Here is a 17920-nt window from a genome sequence, read left to right as displayed (position 1 = left end):
ACATGCACCACACCGCAGCCCACCTGCAGACGCTCAAGGCGGCACCGCGCAAGCCGGGCGAGGCCTCGTTCTTCTTCCAGGACCACCATTTCCAGACCAACGCCGTCAAGATCCTGCCGGGAGAGTACTTCGTGTCGCAGGAAGGCATCGTCATCATGACCGTGCTGGGGTCGTGCATCGCGGCCTGCATCTGGGACTCGCAGCGCCGCATCGGCGGCATGAACCACTTCATGCTGCCCGAAGGCACGCCGCTGGACGCCTCGGGGCGCTACGGCTCCTACGCCATGGAGCTGCTGATCAACGAAATGATCAAGCTGGGCGCGCGGCGCGAGAACATGCAGGCCAAGGTGTTTGGCGGTGGCCAGGTGATCGCCAGCTTCACCACCATGAACGTGGGCGAGCGCAACACCAAGTTCGTGATGGACTACCTGCAGACCGAGCGCATTCCCATCGTCTCCAAGGACGTGCTGGACATCTACCCGCGAAAGGTGGTGTTTTTCCCGGTGACCGGCAAGGCCATGGTCAAACGGCTGGCACACTCGCATCCCGACAAACTCGAAAGCCAGGAGCGCGCCGGCAACGCCGCCACGGTCGTGCAGTCCACCGCGGGCGGCTCGGTCGACCTGTTCTAGGGCCTGCTCCGTGGCGTGTCCGCGCTCCGAGAGGCCCTGTATCCAATACTGACATGAGCAAGATCAAAGTGGTGGTGGTGGACGATTCGGCCCTGGTGCGCAGCCTGCTGGCCGAAATCATCAACCGCCAGCCCGACATGGTGTGCATCGGCACGGCCAACGACCCGCTGGCCGCGCGGGAAATGATCCGCGAGCTGAACCCGGACGTCATCACCCTGGACGTCGAAATGCCCAAGATGGATGGGCTGGAATTCCTGTCTCGCCTCATGAAGCTGCGGCCCATGCCGGTCTTGATGGTCTCCACCCTGACCGAAAAGGGGGCCGAGGTCACCATGCGGGCGCTGGAGATGGGGGCGGTGGACTTCGTGGCCAAGCCACGCATTGGCGTCTCGTCCGGACTGCGCGAACTGGGTGACGAAATCGTCGAGAAGCTGCGCATCGCCAGCAAGGCCCAGGTGCGACGCCTGACCAGCACCCCGGCGCCAGTTGGTGCAGCCGCCACCGGGGGATCCGCCGCGCCCATGGCCAAGCCCTTCGGCCGGCTGTCCACGGAAAAAGTGATCTGCATCGGCTCGTCGACCGGCGGCACCGAGGCGATCAAGGAAATCCTGGTCCGCATGCCGGCCGACGCACCCGCCATCGTGATCACCCAGCACATGCCACCGGGCTTCACCACCAGCTTTGCCGCCCGCCTCAACAGCCTGTGCCGCATCGCGGTGACCGAGGCCCGCGACGGCGAACGCATCTTGCCTGGTCACGCCTACATCGCGCCTGGCGGCCTGCAGTTCCGCATCGACCGCAGCGGCGCCAACTACGTGGCCGTGGTGGAGGACGCGCCGCCGGTCAACCGGCACAAGCCCTCGGTGGAAGTGCTGTTCAAGTCGGCCGCGCGGGTCCTGGGGCCCAACGCCTACGGGGTGATGCTGACCGGCATGGGGGCGGACGGCGCCACCGCGATGAAGGAAATGCGGGACGCCGGCAGCTACAACTATGTGCAGGACGAGGCCAGCTGCGTGGTTTTTGGCATGCCCAAGATGGCCATCCAGGCCGGCGCGGCGAACGAAGTGCTGCCGCTGCTGCAAATCGCGGACGCCCTGATCGAGCGCATCCGTGCCTCGGGTGGCGCCGTGCGGCACCGCATCTGATGTGCACCGCGGTGCGCGCGACCCCTCAGACAGGGGGCACGCGCTCAGACCTCCAGATCCAGCAGGCTGCCCGGGGTGGCCGGCGGCTTGCCGCCAACCTCGCCCGCCGCATAGGGCAAGTCCCTGACATCGGGCGACACCGTGGGTGCGAAGTCCGGCCCACGCTCGTCCGACGTGGATGCCAGCGCATCGACGGCGGCGCGGCTGGCCTTCCACAGATTGGGGATGTACTCTTCGATTTGCCGCTCCAGCGCCTCCTGGGCCGGGGCCTTGGGCTCGGGCGGCAGCTCGCCCTTGAAGCGCACCGTGCCGCCATCGCTCTCCTTGGGTGCCAGCACCCTGGCGTTCTGCGGCAGGCCGGCGTTGGCGGCCTCGGCCGGCGACGTGACCGGGGGCAGGCTGGAGGGCAATGGGGCCGATTGCACCCCCGTGCCATCGCCCGAAGGAATGTGGACCACCGCGGCCCCACTGTCGCGGCTGACGCTGGCACTGGGACGCCCAGCGGCCACCGGCGGCGCGTTGGCGGCAGGGGTCTGGAGGGGCCTGGGGCCTACACCTATCGATGATATGGTCAGCATGATGGACTCCTTGCTGGACGGATACAGTCAGCGGATTACCGCCGTTCCCTCCAGTTATCGGACGCTTGAGCGCAGGCTTTAGGCCTGTTTCGAAAAAATTTTCTATTTCACGATGCAAAAAATTCTGACTTCCCATCCTTGGCCGGTCCGGGCCCGCTCCATCGCCTGGTGGAGTGCCATGGCCCTGGTCATGTGGGGCGCCTGGCGGCAGTACGGCGGCATGGGCTTGTTGCTGGCCTTCAGCATGCTTGCTTTCTGGATGACCATCCAGTTCAGCCAGATGATGCGGGTGCTCAAGCAAGCCGCGGGCAAACCCAAGGGCACGGTGGCCCATGCGCTCAAGCTGCATGTGAAGCTCAAGCCCGGCCAACGCCTGACCCAGGTCATCGGCATGACCGGCAGCCTGGGCGAAATGCTCTCCGAGCCCGACGCCCAGCCCGAAGTCTTCCGCTGGACCGATCCCGCGGGCTCGGCCGTGACCGCGCGTTTTCTCGATGGCCGCCTGCTGGATCACACCATCCGGCGCGCGGATGCCGACGAGGCCACGCAGGCGCCGGCCACCCCGACGCCATGAGTCCTGGCGGACAGGGCACCGGCCCGCTGCCATGGCGCCGCCTGCTGGTGGTGTTTGTGCTGTCGGCGCTGGCCATGGCCTTTTTCCGGCTGCCCTACTGGGTGGTCGACAACTTTGGCGACGTGAGCATGGAGCAGGTGCTGTTCCACGCCACGCTGGACGATGTCAGCAGCGTGCCCACGGGGCTGATGCGCTCGACCGCGCGGGAATTCGTGCTCAAGCCCCTGCTGTGGGCGCTGCTCGTGACGGCGGTGGCCGTCGGCCTCCACCGTTGGCGCCCGGGCCGCCGCCACGCCCTGGGACTGGGCGTGCTCGCCGCCGTGGCCCTGGTGGTGCCGGCGACCCGGCACACGGCACAGGCGCTCAACCTGCGCGACTATTTCCAGCCCGCCGCCAGCGGCGACTGGATGGCCGAACACTACGTCCGCCCGCTGCCAGCGCTGGCGACACGGCTGGCACGCGAGCCGCGCAACCTGGTGCTGATTTATGTGGAATCGCTGCAGCGCGCCCGGGTCCGGCCCGGCAGCCTGCTCGACCGCTGGCGCGACGGGCAGCTTTCGGCCGAACGCTTCATCACCCTGCCCGGCACCCAGTGGACGCTGGGCGGCATGGTGGCCAGCCAGTGTGCCTTGCCGCTGATGCCGCTGGGCCTGGCGGGCAAGAACAATTTCGACGACGTGGGACGGCCGCTGGCCGATGCCATCTGCCTGGGCGACCTGCTCAAGGCGGCCGGCTACCAGACGGCCTTTGTCGGCGGCGCGGATCCGGCGTTTTCGGGCAAGGCCGGCTTTCTGCGGGCCCACGGCTTCGACGAGGTGCGGGGACGCGAAGACATCGCCGCCGCGTCGCCGGGCTACCGGTGGCCGGACGGCTGGTGGGGCGCCGACGACCACCAGACCCTGGCTTTTGCCGAGCAGGTGGTCGACCGCCTCGCGGCCGACCCACAGCCCTTTTTCCTGAACCTGCTCACGCTGGACACCCACGGCCCCAGCGGGATGCCACCCATGCCCTGCCCCAGCGCGCTGGCCCCGCCCCTCGCGGGCGGCAAGCCCGACCCGATGGACGCCATCTTCGACTGCAGCCTGGCCGCGGTCGAACGCTTCCTGACGCACCTGGAACGCCGCGGCCTGCTGGAGCGTTCGGTGGTGGTGGTGATGGGCGACCACCCGCTGATGGCGCCGGGCTGGCGCCGTCAGCACGGCCAGACCTCCGACGACGCCTCACAGGATGTCTTCTTCGTGCTGCACGCGCCCGGCCAGCCGGCGCAACGGCTGGCGATGATGGGCCACTTCGACGTCCTGCCGCTGGTGGTGAACGCCCTGTCGGCCCGGCCTGGCGATGCCACGCCGGCCGCCCCGGCGCTTGGTCTGGGTCGCGCGGGGCCGCACCAGCCGCTGGTGCAGGCACTGGGCCCCCAGGCCTGGGCCAGCCGCCTGCGCGCACGCTCGGCCGCCTACGCCGAGTTGTGGCGCGACCCCTCCGAGCCGGCGGGCGCCCAGCCGTGAACCGGCGCCACCGGCCTGCCGCCGGCGGGTTGGTGTCGCCTTAAAATGCTGGTTTTGCGCCCAGTTCGGGCGGTCTCAACACAAAGGCAATTTCCATGTCAGTGATCCCCTCGATGTCCGACCGCGACGGCAAGATTTGGATGGACGGCCAGATGGTCGATTGGCGCAACGCCAAGATCCACGTGCTGACCCACACCCTGCATTACGGTTGCGGCGCCTTCGAGGGCGTGCGGGCCTACAACACGGTCAAGGGCACGGCCATCTTCCGCTTGCAGGAGCACACCGAGCGCCTGTTCAACAGCGCCAAGATCCTGCGCATGAAGATTCCCTTCTCCCAGGAACAGGTCAACGAGGCCCAGTGTGCCGTGGTGCGCGAGAACCAGCTGGAGAGCTGCTACCTGCGCCCGCTGACCTGGATCGGCGACAAGAAGCTGGGCGTCAGCCCCAAGGGCAACACCATCCACCTGATGGTCGCCGCCTGGGCCTGGGGCGCCTACCTCGGCGAGGAAGGCCTCAAGCGTGGCATCCGCGTCAAGACCAGCAGCTACACCCGCCACCACGTCAACATCACCATGACGCAGGCCAAGGCGGTGAGCAACTACACCAACTCCATCCTGGCCAACATGGAAGCCACCGACGAGGGCTACGACGAGGCCCTGCTGCTGGACAGCTCGGGCTTCGTCTCCGAAGGCGCGGGCGAGAACATCTTCGTGGTCAAGAACGGCGTCATCTACACCCCCGACCTGTCGGCCGGCGCCTTGAACGGCATCACCCGCAACACGGTGTTCCACATCGCCAAGGACCTGGGCCTGGAGATTGTGCAAAAGCGCATCACCCGTGACGAGGTGTACATCGCCGACGAAGCCTTCTTCACCGGCACCGCCGCCGAAGTGACCCCCATCCGCGAACTGGACCGCATCGAGATCGGCATCGGCAGCCGCGGCCCCATCACCGAGAAGATCCAGAACGCCTTCTTCGACATCGTCAACGGGCGCAACCCCAAGTACGCCCACTGGCTGACCCTGGTCTGAGGACGACACCATGAGCCAAGCCACCGCCAACGCCCCCATCGAACTGGCCGCCAAGGACCTCAACGCCCACGGCGGCGTGTTCTGCCCCAGCCCGCTGGCCGACATGAAGCTCTGGAACAGCCATCCCAAGGTGTACCTGGACGTGGCCAAGACCGGCGAGGTCCGTTGCCCCTACTGTGGAACCGTCTACCGGCTCAAGGCCGGTGAACACGTCGCGCACGGGCATTGAGTTGCCCGCAGTGACGCACGATCTGACAGGCTGCGGATGGCAACCCTGACCATTGCCATCCTCACGCTCAACGAAGCCAAACGCATCACCGCCTGCATTGAGAGCGCCCGTTTCGCGGACCAGGTGCTGGTGGTGGACGGTGGCAGCGCCGACGGCACGGACGCGATCGCCCGGCAGCTGGGCGCCGAGGTGTGGGTCTATGGCGACTGGCAGGGCTTTGCCACCCAGCGCAACCGCCAGATCGAACACGCCCGGGGCGACTACGTGCTCTTCCTCGACGCCGACGAGGAAATCACGCCCGCCTTGCGCGACGAAATCCAGCGGGTGCTGCGCACGGGCGAGGACGGCGTGTGGGCGGTGCGCTGGACCCAGGTGGCCTTCGGCCGCGCGCTGACCCGCATGCGCAGCACCTCCTGGGTGCCGCGCCTGTTCAAACGCGCCGACCTGCTGCGCTTCGAGGGCGTGGTGCACGAACAGTCGGTGCTGGCCACGCCCCGCCGCGAGCGCCGCTTGCGGCAGCCCCTGCTCCACCACTCGCGCGAAACCATCTATGGCAGCCTGCTCAAGCTGGCGCAGTACACCCAGCTCGGGGCTGTCAAGCGCGCCCGCCTGGGCCTCACCGGCGGGGTGCTGCGGGGCATGGCGTCCGGCGGCGCCTGCTTCGTGCGCCTGTACGTGCTGCAGCTGGGCATGCTGTGCGGTGCGCAGGGCTTTCTGTACTGTCTGTTCGTGAGCCTGGAGAGCTTCTTCCGCTACGCGGCACTGCGTTACGACCAGGGGCGGTTCGATGATGTCGTCAAGCGCACCTGAACGGCTTGCCCCGCGTTGGCCTGGCCTGCGCACGGCAGGCCTGCGGCTGCTGCTGCCCGTGGGCGCCCTGGGTTGGGCCCTGACACCCTTGTCGTCAACCTGGGCCGGCCTGGCCTGGCTGGCGCTGTGCCTGGGGGCGGCCTTGCTCAGCGTCACCCAGGCCGGCCGCCAGCCGCCCAGACCCCAGAGCCCGGCGGCCCGCGGCGCACGGCGATGGGTAGGTGCCACCGCCCTGGCAGCGCTGCTGGCCGGCGCCGCCATGCTGGGCTGGCACGACCCTCTGAGCAGCCTGCAGGACAACGTTCGCCTGCTGCTGACTGCCGGCGCGGTGTGGTGGCTGAGCCGCCAAGGTCCGCTCGGGCAGCACCACCCGGCTTGGCTGGTGCACGCCACCGCATCGGCCTGTGTGGTCGCCTTCGGTGTGGCCCTGACCCACGGACGCAACGAACTGCCCAGCAACGCCATCCCATGGGCCGCGACGGTGGGCTTCATGTTGTGCCTGCTGGCGCCGGCGGTGCTGGACACCAGCCAGCCTAGGGGCTGGCGCCGCCTCTGGGCGGCCGCGCTGCTGCTGGGCCTGCTCGCCGTGTTCCTGAGCCGGACGCGCAGCGCCATGCTGGTGGCCGTGTGGCTGGCGGGCCTGTGCATGTGGCAGGCCTGGCGCCAGCGCCACCGGGCCGCGGCATGGATCGCGGGCGGCTTGCTGGTGGCTCTCGCGCTGGTGGCCTCCACCGCCAGCTGGCAGGCCGACCCGCTGCGCCTGCGGGCCGCTGGCGAGGACGTCGTGCTGGCCCTGACACACAACAACCCCGACACGCCGGTGGGCGCGCGCCTGCGCCTCTGGCAGGCCGCCTGGCAGGGCATCACCGAGGCGCCGCTGCTGGGCCACGGCATCGCCCAGCGCGAAACCGCGATCAAGGCGCTGGCGGCGCAGAACGACCCCCGCATCTGGAAAAGCCTGGGCCATTTCCACAACGACTACCTCAACGCCTGGTTCGACCACGGCTTGCCTGGCCTGGCTGCCGTGCTGCTGGGCGTGGCGGGCATCGTCGGCGCGGCGCTGGCGCTGCAACAGGCGCACCCGGTGGCCAGCCAGCAACTCTGGGGCGTGGCCCTGCTGCATGCGTCCGGCGGCCTCACCAATGTGAACATGGCCCACAACCTCTACGCCCTGGGCCTGGGCCTGTCCGTCGCCGTCGCCCTGCTGGGCGCCGCCGCCCCGCCCGCCCCCCCCATCCCCTCCAGCGGCTCCGGCCCCCACACACCATGATCATCGTCACCGGCGGCGCCGGCTTCATCGGCGCCAACTTCGTCCTCGACTGGCTCGCCCACAGCGACGAGCCCGTGTTGACCCTGGACAAGCTCACCTACGCGGGCAACCTGGAAAACCTGGCCTCGCTGCGGGGCGACCCGCGCCACGTGTTCGTGCAGGGCGACATCGGCGACCGCGCGCTGCTCGACCGCCTGCTGGCCGAACACCGCCCGCGCGCGGTGCTGCATTTCGCCGCCGAAAGCCACGTCGACCGCTCCATCCACGGCCCCGAGGATTTCATCCAGACCAACGTGCTGGGCACCTTCCGCCTGCTCGAAGCCGCGCGCGCCTACTGGAGCGGGCTGCAGGAGGCCGAGAAATCCGCCTTCCGCTTCCTGCACGTGAGCACCGACGAGGTCTACGGCAGCCTGTCGCCCACCGACCCGGCCTTCGCGGAAACCAAGCGCTACGAGCCCAACAGCCCCTACTCCGCCAGCAAGGCCGCCAGCGACCACCTGGTGCGCGCCTGGCACCACACCTACGGCCTGCCCGTGCTGACCACCAACTGCAGCAACAACTACGGGCCCTACCACTTCCCCGAGAAGCTCATCCCGCTGATGATCGTCAACGCCTTGGCCGGCAAGCCCCTGCCGGTCTATGGCGACGGCCAGCAGGTGCGCGACTGGCTCTATGTCAAGGACCACTGCAGCGCGATCCGCCGCGTGCTCGAGGCCGGGCAGCTGGGCGAGACCTACAACGTGGGCGGCTGGAACGAGAAGCCCAACATCGAGATCGTGCACACCGTCTGCGCCCTGCTCGACGAACTGCGTCCGCGCGCCGATGGCCAGCGCTACGCCACCCAGATCAGCTACGTGAAGGACCGCCCCGGCCACGACCGGCGCTACGCCATCGACGCCCGCAAGCTCGAAGCCGATCTGGGCTGGAAGCCGTCCGAGACCTTCGATACCGGCATCCGCAAGACGGTGCTGTGGTACCTGGACAACGCCGAATGGGTGGCACGCGTGCAAAGCGGCGCCTACCGCGACTGGGTCGCCACGCAGTACGGGGCACCAGACGGGGCCGCCGCGTGAAGATCCTGCTGCTGGGCAGGAACGGCCAGGTCGGCTGGGAGCTGCAGCGCAGCCTGAGCGTGCTGGGCGAACTCACCGCGCTCGACCGCCACGGCCCCACACACTGCGGCGACCTGTCGCGGCTGGATGGCCTGCGCAACACCGTGCGCGCCCTGCGACCCGACCTGATCGTCAACGCCGCCGCCCACACCGCCGTGGACAAGGCCGAGAGCGAACCGGAACTGGCGCACACCCTCAACGCCCTGGCCCCCGGCGTGCTGGCCGACGAGGCCGCGTGCCTGGGCGCGCTGCTGGTGCACTACAGCACCGACTACGTGTTCGACGGCAGCGGCGAGCGCCCCTGGACCGAGACCGACGGCACCGGCCCGCTCTCGGTCTATGGCCGCAGCAAGCTGGCCGGCGAACAGGCCATCCAGGCCAGCGGCTGCCACCACCTGATCCTGCGCACCAGCTGGGTCTATGGCGCACGCGGCGGCAATTTCGCCAAGACCATGCTGCGCCTGGCCGCCGAGCGCGAACGGCTGACCGTCATCGCCGACCAGTTCGGCGCGCCCACCAGCGCCGAGCTGCTGGCCGACGTCACCGCCCACGCGGCCCGCACCACCCTGTCGCAACCCACGCTGTCGGGCACCTACCATTGCTGCGCCGCCGGTGAAACCACCTGGAACGGCTACGCCCGTTTCGTGCTGGCCCACGCACAGGCGAGCGGCCGGCCCCTCAAGGCCGGCCCCGATCAGGTGGACCAGGTGCCCACCTCGGGGTTTCCCACCCCGGCGCGCCGTCCCCACAACTCCCGCCTGGACTGCGGCAAGCTGCAATCCACCTTTGGCTTGCGCCTGCCCGCCTGGCAACAAGGCGTCGCCCGCATGCTCGACGAAATCCTCTGAGGACTCCCATGACCCAACGCAAAGGCATCATCCTCGCCGGCGGCTCCGGCACCCGTCTGCACCCGGCCACGCTGGCCATCAGCAAACAGCTGCTGCCCATCTACGACAAGCCCATGGTGTACTACCCGCTGAGCACCCTGATGCTGGCGGGCATGCGTGACATCCTGCTCATCAGCACGCCACAGGACACCCCACGCTTCGAGCAGTTGCTGGGCGACGGCAGCCAATGGGGCATCAACCTGCGGTACGCGGTGCAGCCCAGCCCGGACGGCTTGGCGCAGGCCTTCATCATCGGTGAGCAATTCATTGGCAACCACCCCAGCGCCCTGGTGCTGGGCGACAACATCTTCTACGGCCACGACTTCCAGCCCCTGCTGCACGCGGCCGATGCACAGGCCACCGGCGCCACCGTCTTCGCCTACCACGTGACCGACCCGGAACGCTACGGCGTGGTCGCCTTCGATGCCGCCGGCAAGGCCAGCAGCATCGAGGAGAAACCCACGGTGCCCAAGAGCAACTACGCCGTCACCGGTCTGTACTTCTACGACCAGCAGGTCATCGACATCGCCAAGGCCACGAAGCCCAGTGCACGCGGCGAACTGGAGATCACCACGGTCAACCAGACCTACCTGGAACAGCAGCAGCTCAGCGTGCAGATCATGAAACGCGGCTACGCCTGGCTGGACACCGGCACCCACGACAGCCTGCTCGATGCCGGCCAGTTCATCGCCACGCTGGAGCGCCGCCAGGGCCTGAAGATCGCCTGCCCCGAAGAGATCGCCTGGCGCGGTGGCTTCATCGACGACGCCCAGCTGGAGCGCCTGGCCGCGCCCCTGGCCAAGAGCGGCTATGGCCAGTACCTGCACAGCCTGCTGAAAGACGGCCGCCACTGAGAAGGTGTGAACAAATCCTTCATGCCCGCCCGGACCACTCACACCTTCTGAGCGCAGCCGATGCAGCACGGCAACGACCCGCACCTGCCCCGGCTGCGCCAGGCGCTGGCCCTGCAGAAGCAGGGGCACCTGGCGGATGCCGAGGCCCAGTTGCATGCGGTGCTGCAAGCGGCGCCGAACCACGCCATGGCGCTGCACCTGCTGGGCGTCTTGTGTGCCAGCACCGGCCGCTACGCACAAGCCGTCCAGGCCCTCCAGCGCAGCCTTCACAGCCAGCCTGGCGACGCCACCGCCCACCACAACCTCGCCAACGCCCTCAGGGCCAGCGGTGACCTCCACGGCGCGCAGGCGGCCTGTGACGAGGCCCTGCGCCTGCATCCCGCGTACGTGAGTGCGTATTGCACCCGGGCCGCCATGGCGCAGCAGCGAGGGCTGCCGGCCGATGCCCTGGACGACCTGAACCGGGCCCTGGCCATCGACCCTGGCCACGGTCAGGCGCAGGCACTGAAGCAGGGCCTGCTGCAAGCCGCCCGTGCCGGCGGCCTGCAGCTGGTCGATCGGACCGATCCGCGGCAACTCTGGCCCCATGCCGATCACCCCCTCTACCGCCTGGCCATCGAGATGCTGGCCCAGCGCCAGTTCGCGCCTGCGGCCCAGATGCTGGAACGCCTGCTCAGCACCGACCTGCAGATGGCCCAACGCTACCCTCGGGCCGTGGGCGCCCTGGTGCAGGCCAAGCAGCACCTGTGCGACTGGACCGGACTGCCGCGCTGGCTGGCCATGGTCGAGGCCGGCCTGGCCGCGGGCGTGGAACACATCCAGCCCTTTGTGCTGCTGGCCTGCTGCGACCAGCCGGCGCTGCAACTGCGCTGTGCCCAGATCTTCGACCCACCCAGCGGCGCACGCCCTCGAAACCACACGCCCCGCGCAGGCGGGCGGATCAAGGTGGCCTACCTGTCGGCGGATTTCCACGAACACGCGACGGCCCACCTGATGGCCGGCCTGTTCGAGCAACATGACCGCAAGGATTTCGAATGGGTGGCGCTGTCCTTCGGCCCGGACGACCACAGTCCCATGCGCCAGCGCTTGCAGCGGGCCTTCGATGCCTTCGTCGACGTCAGCGGCTGGAGCGACGCCCAGGTGGTGGACTGGATGTGTGCACAAGAAATCGATATCGCCGTCGACCTCAAAGGCCACACCCACGGCGCGCGCACCGGCATTCTCAAGCACAAGCCCGCGCCCATCGTCGTCAACTACCTGGGCTATCCCGGCACCCTGGGCATGGCGGGCGTGGACTACATCCTGGGCGATCCGGTGGTGACGCCACGGTCCCACCAGTCCCACTACAGCGAACACATCGCCCAGCTGCCCGACAGCTACCAGGTCAACGACCGCCTTCGGCACATCGGCACCGACACCCCCGCCCGCACCGACGAGGGCCTGCCGGCGCAAGGTTTCGTGTTCGCCTCCTTCAACGCCCATTACAAGATCACCTCGGACGTGTTCCAGGTGTGGATGCGCCTGCTGCTGCGCGTGCCCGGCAGCGTGCTCTGGCTCTTGTGCGAGGACGAACAGGCGCGCCAGAACCTGCGGCGGGCCGCCGCCGATCAAGGTGTGGACGCAAACCGCCTGGTGTTTGCCACACGTGCGCCGCTGAGCCAACATCTGGCGCGGCACCGTCTGGCCGATCTGTTCCTGGACACCCTGCCCTGCAACGCCCACACCACCGCCAGCGATGCCCTGTGGGCGGGCCTGCCGGTGCTGACCTGCTGCGGCCAAGCCTTCGCGGGCCGTGTCGCCGCCAGCCTGCTGACCGCCGTGGGCCTTCCCGAGCTGATCACCCACAGCCTGTCCGACTACGAACACCTGGCCGGGCAGCTGGCCACCCACCCCGAACAACTCCAGGCCTTGCAACGCCGCCTGCGCGACAACCGCGACGCCGCGCCGCTGTTCGACACCACGCGCTCGGCGCGCCATATCGAGCAAGCCTATCGGCACATGGTCGAACGCTGGCGCCAAGGCCTGCCGCCCCAACCCTTCACCGTCACCCCACTCACCGCATCATGAACGTCATCCCCACCGCCCTGCCCGGCGTGCTGGTCATCGAACCCAAGGTGTTCGGCGACGCGCGCGGCTTCTTCTTCGAGAGCTTCAACCAGCAGCGTTTCAACGAGGCCACGGGCACCGACTTCCACTTCGTCCAGGACAACCACAGCCGTTCGGCCAAGGGCGTGCTGCGTGGCCTGCATTACCAGATCCAGCAGCCCCAGGGCAAGCTGGTGCGGGTGGCGCGGGGCAGCGTGTTCGACGTCGCGGTGGACCTGCGCCGCGGCTCACCCCATTTCGGCCAATGGGTGGGCGTGGAGCTGAGCGAGGACAACCAGCGCCAGCTGTGGGTGCCGCCCGGCTTCGGCCACGGTTTTGTGGTCACCAGCGACAGCGCCGATTTCCTCTACAAGACCACCGACTACTATGCGCCCGCACACGAACGCTGTGTGGCCTGGAACGACACCGACATCGGCATCCATTGGCCCGACATCGGCATGGCGCCGCTGCTCTCGGCCAAGGACGCGGCCGGCCTGCCGCTGACGCGGGCCGAGGTGTTTGGCTGAAGTGCCCCCTGCACAACTGTCATCGAGGACAGCCACATAGTCATTCGGCGAGCCACGGATTGAGCAAACCGACCCCAGTGCCGGCGAAGTCTGGCGTGTTGCGGGTGACAACGGTGAAGCCATGTTCGAGGGCCGTGGCGGCGATCATCGCATCGCGCTCCGAACGCGGGTTGGGCAGGTGCAGGGCCGCACACAGCGGCGCGGTGTGCTCCGTGAAGGCCAGAATGCGCCCCGCAAAAGCGGCCCGCACGCCCGACAACCACAAGCGCAAGGCGCTGCCTTGTGGGGGCGTTCGGCGCTCCAGGGCCTGGATGCCCAGCTCCAATTCGAGCAGCGTGATGGCCGACAAAAACAGCTGTTGAGCCGGTTGTGTGGCGGCCCAGGCGCGTACCGCGGCAGCAGGGTTGGGTTTGCCTTGGCGCAGCTCTGAAATCACGTTGGTGTCCAGCAGATACATGCACGCGCCCTGTGTCTCAGGTCAAGTCGGCGGCACGGAGCGCCAACTGCAAACGGGGTGGGTCGAAGTCCATGCCCTCGCCTCCCGGAATGCCATCCATCACGTCCAGCAGCGATGCCGCTTGGTGCCCCGCCATGCGGTGGTAGTCCTCGATCTTGAGCAGCGCAAAAGCGGGACGCCCCCGGTCGGTGATGAACACCGGCCCGTCGGCGGCCGCGCGCTTGGCCGCCGACACGTCGCGCGTGAAATCTCGGCTGGAAAAGGTGTGCACGGCCATGGCGACCTCCTGGACAACGGGAAATGCTTGTATGTTACGACAAAACACGCATCCCATCACCTCGCAAGCCCCATCAAGAGACGATATAAGCCCCCGCCCCGGTGGACAGCAGTTTGCCATCGGGGCCGCGCAGTTCCATGCGGGTGGAACACACCCGCGAGCCGAGGCGCAGCACCTCGGCGTGGACGTCGAAATACTCGCCGATGCCGGGGCGCAGGTAGTCGATGCGAAGGTCGATGGTGCCGAGCTTGGCAAAGCGCAGGATACGCTGGGCCGGCGTCTCGTCCATGTGGCGCGCGCCGATGGCCGCCATCGACGCCAGGCCGCCCATGCCATCGAGCACCGCGCTGATCACGCCACCGTGCAGCCGGTTGTAGGCGAAGTGCCCCACCAGCTCGGGGCGCATCAGGATGCGGCCCTTGCACCATTGCGGCCGGATCTCGGTGACCTTCAGGCCCAGGACCTTGTTAAAGACGATCTTCTCTTCGAAGATGTCGCGCACGCCGTCGATGAACTCGGGTTCGAAGTCCACCGGAACGGTTTCGATCTTGCTGTTCTTGCTCATAGGCCCAATTGTCTCGCGGCCAGTTCCTTCATGATCTCTTCGGCGCCGCCGCCGATCATCATGACCTTGACCTCGCGGTAGATGCGTTCGCTCACGGTGCCGCGCATGAAGCCCATGCCACCCAGGATCTGCACCGCCTGGTCGGCGCAGAACTGCATGGTCTGGGTCGCATGGTTCTTGAGCAGGCAGACCTGCGCCACCCAGGCCGCGCCGGTGTCGCCGCCATCGGCCTGCGCCGCCACCGCTTTCAGCCAGGCCTCGGTGGAGCTGATGCGCATCTGCATGTCCACCAGCTTGTGCCGCACCACCTGGTGTTCCACCAAGGCGGCACCAAAGGTCTTGCGCTGGCGCGCCCACGCCAGCGCCTCGTCGAAGCAGGCCTGGGCAAAACCCAGGGCCGCCGCCGACATGCCGAAGCGCTCGGCGTTGAAGTTGTTCATGATGATCTTGAAGCCGTCGCCCTCCTGGCCCAGCAGGTGGCTGGCCGGCACCCGCACGCCATCGAAGCGCAGGTGGGCCGTGTCGGAACACAGCCAGCCCATCTTCTGCAGCTTGCTGCGGCTCAGGCCCGGCGCGTCGCCCGGGACCAGCAGCATGGAGATGCCGCCCGCGCCCTTGCGGCCGGGCTCGCCGGTGCGCACCGCGGTGGTGATCCAGTCAGCGCGCATGCCCGAGGTGATGAAAACCTTCTCGCCATCGACGATGTAGCTGTCGCCATCGCGCCGTGCCGTGGTGCGCAGGGCCGCCACGTCGGAGCCACCACCGGGCTCGGTGATGGCCAGCGCCGCGATCTTCTCGCCCGCCAGCACCTCGGGCACCACACGCGCCTGCAGTTCAGGCGACCCATGCGCCACCACCGGCGGCAGGCCGATGTTGTGCGAGAACAGGCTGGCCAGCACGCCGCCGCTGCCGCCATGGCGGCACAGGGCCACCCAGACCGGGATGCGCATGGCGTAACTGGCGGGGGCGCCGCCCAGGGCCTCGGGGTAGCCGATGGCCAGCAGGCCCAGCGCGGCGGCGCGGCGGTACAGCTCGCGCGGGAATTCGCCGGCCTCGTCCCAGGCGGTCACGTGGGGCGCGATGGCCTCGCGCGCAAAACGCGCGACGGTGTCGTAGAGGTCTTGCAGCTCGGCCGCGCTCAGGCCCTCGGTTGTCGCAGGGGTGTTCATTCCTCCTCCTTCTTCTTCGGCACCGGGGCAAACGCCATCAACACCTGCCCCGGTGTGGCCTGCTGGCCCGGCGTCACGTGCACCGCCACCACCATCAGGTCGTGGGGCGCGCTCAGGCTGTGCTCCAGCTTCATGGACTCCAGCACCAGCAGCGGCGCGCCCTGGGCCACCACGTCGCCCGCGGCCACGTGCAGGGCCAGCACCTTGCCATTGAAAGGCGCGCGCAAGACCTCGCCCGCACCGCCAGCGCCGCCCTGGCGGCGTGGCAGCAGGGACAGGTCGTCCAGCCACAGCGACACCCCATCGACCCACAGCTGCCAGCGTGGCGCGCCGTCCAGGGCCGATGCGCCCGCGCGCACCGCGGACACCTGGTGCGACACGCCACCGATGGCCACGCACAGCCGCCCGGGCGCGCCGCGCTGCCAGCCCACCGCGTGCTGCGTGTGCCCCTCGTGCCAGGTGGCCCGCCCCGCCCCGCCGATGGTCAACTCGCTGGCACCGGTGTTGGCCCGGTGGCGCAGCCGCAGCGGTCGCGGGTAGCGGCAGCCCAGCGCCTGCCCGGCCGGCGCATCGTGCAGCACCAGCGCCAGGCTGGCCGCCGGCAGGGCCGCGCGTTCCTGCAGCCGCAGGCGTTCGCGGATGGCCTCGCCCGCCTCGGCCAGGAACGGGATCAGGGCCTGGCCCGCCCGGAACACCGGGTGGTCCAGGCAGGCCGAGAGGAAGTCGCGGTTGGTGGGCAAGCCCAGCAGCTCGGTCTGCGCCAGGCCCAGGCGCAGGCGGGCAATGGCCTCGTCGCGTGTGGGCGCGTGGGCGATCAGCTTGCCCAGCATGGCGTCGTAGTGAGGCGAGACCCACATGCCCTCGGCCAGCGCGTGGTCGAAGCGCAGGCCAGCGCGCTCGAAGGCACTGGCCACGGGCGGCACAAAACGCGCCACCGTGCCGGTGTGCGGGTGGAAGTCCTCGTCCTCGGCGCACAACCGCACCTCGATGGCGTGGCCCTGCAAGCGCACGTCGGCCTGAGCCAGCGGCAAGGCCTCGCCACGCGCCACGCGCAGTTGCAGCTCGACCAAGTCCAGGCCGGTCAGGGCTTCGGTGACCGGGTGTTCGACCTGCAGCCGTGTGTTCATCTCCATAAGGAAAAAATCCTGGCCGTCGAGCAAAAACTCCACCGTGCCCGCGCCCACGTAGCCGGCCGCCTGGGCCAGCGCCACGGCGCAGGCGCCCATGTGTTCGCGCAACGCGGCGTCCACCGCCGGGCTGGGCGCTTCCTCGATGATCTTCTGGTGCCGGCGCTGCACCGAACAGTCGCGTTCGCCCAGGTGGATGCAGTGGCCCAGCGCGTCGGCCAACACCTGCACCTCCACGTGGCGCGGGTTCAGCAGCGCACGCTCGATCAACAGGTCGCTGTTGCCGAAACCGCTGAGGGCCTCCGAGCGCGCGCTCTGCAGGGCCGCCGGCAGCTGGGAACGGTCGTGCACCAGGCGCATGCCCCGCCCACCGCCGCCGGCCACGGCCTTGACCATGACGGGAAAACCGATGCGCTCGGCCTCGCGCAGCAGGGTCTCGTCGCGCTGGTCGGCGCCGAAGTAGCCGGGCAGGCAAGGCACGCCCTGCTGCTGCGCCAGCGCCTTGGCGCCCGACTTGCTGCCCAGCGCGCGGATGGCCGCCGGTGACGGGCCGACCCAGGTCAGGCCGGCGTCGATCACGGCCTGCGCGAAGTCGGCGTTTTCGCTCAGGAAGCCGTAGCCTGGGTGGATGGCGTCGGCGCCGGTCTGCTGGGCAGCGGCCAGCAGCTTGTCGGTGCGCAGGTAGGTGTCGGCCGAGGCGCTGCCTTGCAGCGCGACCGCCTGGCCGGCTTCCTTGACGTGTTGGGCCTGGGCGTCTGGGTCGGAAAACACGGCCACGGTGGCGATGCCCAGTCGGTGAGCGGTGTGGATGATGCGGCGGGCGATTTCGGCGCGGTTGGCGATGAGGAGCTTTTTCATTCTTTGCTCCTTGCTTGCATTGCGTCGGTGGGGTTCGTTTCGGGTTGGCTGGCGCCGCACCTCCTTCCCCCCCCCGAGCCCCCCCCCCGCCGGCGCGGGGGGCGGGGGGGGGGGGGGGGGGGGGGCGGGGGCGGGGGGGGGGGGGGGGGGGTGTGGCCCTCCCCCCCGTGTGGGGCGCGGGGGGGGCGCCGCCCCCACGGCCAGACCTCCGACGACGCCTCACAGGAT

The 17920-nt window shown here is 69.0% G+C and carries 19 protein-coding genes; 13 read left to right on the top strand and 6 right to left on the bottom strand.

Features of this window, described 5'->3' with window-relative positions; genetic code table 11:
* Nucleotides 1–2 precede the first annotated feature (2 nt).
* Together cheD and AAHB17_RS18610 are read left to right on the top strand one after the other, a co-directional pair.
* Nucleotides 3–632, top strand: coding sequence for a chemoreceptor glutamine deamidase CheD (gene cheD / locus AAHB17_RS18615; protein ID WP_342132272.1), 630 nt, complete (start codon nucleotides 3–5; stop codon nucleotides 630–632).
* 53 nt (nucleotides 633–685) lie between these two features.
* Nucleotides 686–1777: a protein-glutamate methylesterase/protein-glutamine glutaminase gene (locus tag AAHB17_RS18610; RefSeq protein WP_342132271.1), complete on the top strand. Its 1092-nt coding sequence runs from the start codon at nucleotides 686–688 to the stop codon at nucleotides 1775–1777.
* Between the two features lie 44 nt (nucleotides 1778–1821).
* On the opposite strand, the gene AAHB17_RS18605 is transcribed toward AAHB17_RS18610, so the two are convergent.
* On the bottom strand, nucleotides 1822–2355 hold the full coding sequence (locus AAHB17_RS18605; protein ID WP_342132270.1) for a hypothetical protein: 534 nt from the start codon (nucleotides 2353–2355) through the stop codon (nucleotides 1822–1824).
* A gap of 178 nt (nucleotides 2356–2533) precedes the next feature.
* Between AAHB17_RS18605 and AAHB17_RS18600 the strand changes: the two genes are divergently transcribed.
* From AAHB17_RS18600 to rfbC, 11 genes are all read left to right on the top strand, one after another.
* Nucleotides 2534–2929 (top strand): glycerate kinase, encoded by a 396-nt coding sequence (locus AAHB17_RS18600; RefSeq protein WP_342132269.1) that lies wholly within the window; start codon nucleotides 2534–2536, stop codon nucleotides 2927–2929.
* Complete coding sequence (locus tag AAHB17_RS18595) at nucleotides 2926–4434, top strand: LTA synthase family protein (RefSeq protein WP_342132268.1); 1509 nt, start codon at nucleotides 2926–2928, stop codon at nucleotides 4432–4434. The genes AAHB17_RS18600 and AAHB17_RS18595 overlap by 4 nt, the downstream gene beginning before the upstream one ends.
* Before the next feature lie 95 nt (nucleotides 4435–4529).
* A complete protein-coding gene (locus AAHB17_RS18590; protein ID WP_342132267.1) occupies nucleotides 4530–5465 on the top strand; it encodes a branched-chain amino acid transaminase in 936 nt (311 codons plus the stop codon).
* 10 nt (nucleotides 5466–5475) lie between these two features.
* Complete coding sequence (locus tag AAHB17_RS18585; protein ID WP_342132265.1) at nucleotides 5476–5694, top strand: zinc-finger domain-containing protein; 219 nt, start codon at nucleotides 5476–5478, stop codon at nucleotides 5692–5694.
* Between the two features lie 36 nt (nucleotides 5695–5730).
* On the top strand, nucleotides 5731–6504 hold the full coding sequence (locus AAHB17_RS18580) for a glycosyltransferase family 2 protein (RefSeq protein WP_342132264.1): 774 nt from the start codon (nucleotides 5731–5733) through the stop codon (nucleotides 6502–6504).
* The gene (locus AAHB17_RS18575; RefSeq protein WP_342132262.1) at nucleotides 6482–7774 is read left to right on the top strand and encodes an O-antigen ligase family protein; all 1293 of its coding nucleotides are present in this window, start codon (nucleotides 6482–6484) and stop codon (nucleotides 7772–7774) included. The genes AAHB17_RS18580 and AAHB17_RS18575 overlap by 23 nt, the downstream gene beginning before the upstream one ends.
* Nucleotides 7771–8847 carry a dTDP-glucose 4,6-dehydratase gene (rfbB, locus tag AAHB17_RS18570; RefSeq protein WP_342132261.1) on the top strand — a complete coding sequence of 359 codons (1077 nt, stop codon included), beginning with the start codon at nucleotides 7771–7773 and terminating at the stop codon, nucleotides 8845–8847. The genes AAHB17_RS18575 and rfbB overlap by 4 nt, the downstream gene beginning before the upstream one ends.
* Entirely contained in the window at nucleotides 8844–9734 is an 891-nt protein-coding gene (gene rfbD, locus AAHB17_RS18565) for a dTDP-4-dehydrorhamnose reductase (protein WP_342132259.1), read from the top strand. The genes rfbB and rfbD overlap by 4 nt, the downstream gene beginning before the upstream one ends.
* A gap of 8 nt (nucleotides 9735–9742) precedes the next feature.
* A complete protein-coding gene (rfbA, locus tag AAHB17_RS18560; protein WP_342132258.1) occupies nucleotides 9743–10627 on the top strand; it encodes a glucose-1-phosphate thymidylyltransferase RfbA in 885 nt (294 codons plus the stop codon).
* A 60-nt stretch (nucleotides 10628–10687) separates the two neighbouring features.
* A complete protein-coding gene (locus tag AAHB17_RS18555; RefSeq protein ID WP_342132257.1) occupies nucleotides 10688–12694 on the top strand; it encodes an O-linked N-acetylglucosamine transferase, SPINDLY family protein in 2007 nt (668 codons plus the stop codon).
* A complete protein-coding gene (gene rfbC, locus AAHB17_RS18550; RefSeq protein WP_342132256.1) occupies nucleotides 12691–13239 on the top strand; it encodes a dTDP-4-dehydrorhamnose 3,5-epimerase in 549 nt (182 codons plus the stop codon). The genes AAHB17_RS18555 and rfbC overlap by 4 nt, the downstream gene beginning before the upstream one ends.
* 40 nt (nucleotides 13240–13279) lie before the next feature.
* Here the strand turns inward: rfbC and AAHB17_RS18545 are convergent, their stop codons facing one another.
* From AAHB17_RS18545 to AAHB17_RS18525, 5 genes are all read right to left on the bottom strand, one after another.
* Nucleotides 13280–13696: a type II toxin-antitoxin system VapC family toxin gene (locus tag AAHB17_RS18545; protein WP_342132255.1), complete on the bottom strand. Its 417-nt coding sequence runs from the start codon at nucleotides 13694–13696 to the stop codon at nucleotides 13280–13282.
* 16 nt (nucleotides 13697–13712) lie between these two features.
* Nucleotides 13713–13973 carry a type II toxin-antitoxin system prevent-host-death family antitoxin gene (locus AAHB17_RS18540; RefSeq protein ID WP_342132253.1) on the bottom strand — a complete coding sequence of 87 codons (261 nt, stop codon included), beginning with the start codon at nucleotides 13971–13973 and terminating at the stop codon, nucleotides 13713–13715.
* A 73-nt stretch (nucleotides 13974–14046) separates the two neighbouring features.
* Nucleotides 14047–14538, bottom strand: coding sequence for a thioesterase family protein (locus AAHB17_RS18535; RefSeq protein WP_342132252.1), 492 nt, complete (start codon nucleotides 14536–14538; stop codon nucleotides 14047–14049).
* Entirely contained in the window at nucleotides 14535–15707 is a 1173-nt protein-coding gene (locus AAHB17_RS18530; protein WP_342132250.1) for an acyl-CoA dehydrogenase family protein, read from the bottom strand. Before AAHB17_RS18530 ends, AAHB17_RS18535 begins: the two co-directional genes overlap by 4 nt.
* Nucleotides 15704–17692 (bottom strand): acetyl/propionyl/methylcrotonyl-CoA carboxylase subunit alpha, encoded by a 1989-nt coding sequence (locus tag AAHB17_RS18525; protein WP_342132248.1) that lies wholly within the window; start codon nucleotides 17690–17692, stop codon nucleotides 15704–15706. Before AAHB17_RS18525 ends, AAHB17_RS18530 begins: the two co-directional genes overlap by 4 nt.
* Nucleotides 17693–17920 lie beyond the last annotated feature (228 nt).

It is taken from the genome of Hydrogenophaga sp. OTU3427, from assembly GCF_038440225.1.
Taxonomy (GTDB): domain Bacteria; phylum Pseudomonadota; class Gammaproteobacteria; order Burkholderiales; family Burkholderiaceae_C; genus Hydrogenophaga.
The sequence above is the reverse complement of the archived record's forward strand: the minus strand, read 5'-3'. Positions and strand labels throughout refer to the sequence as shown.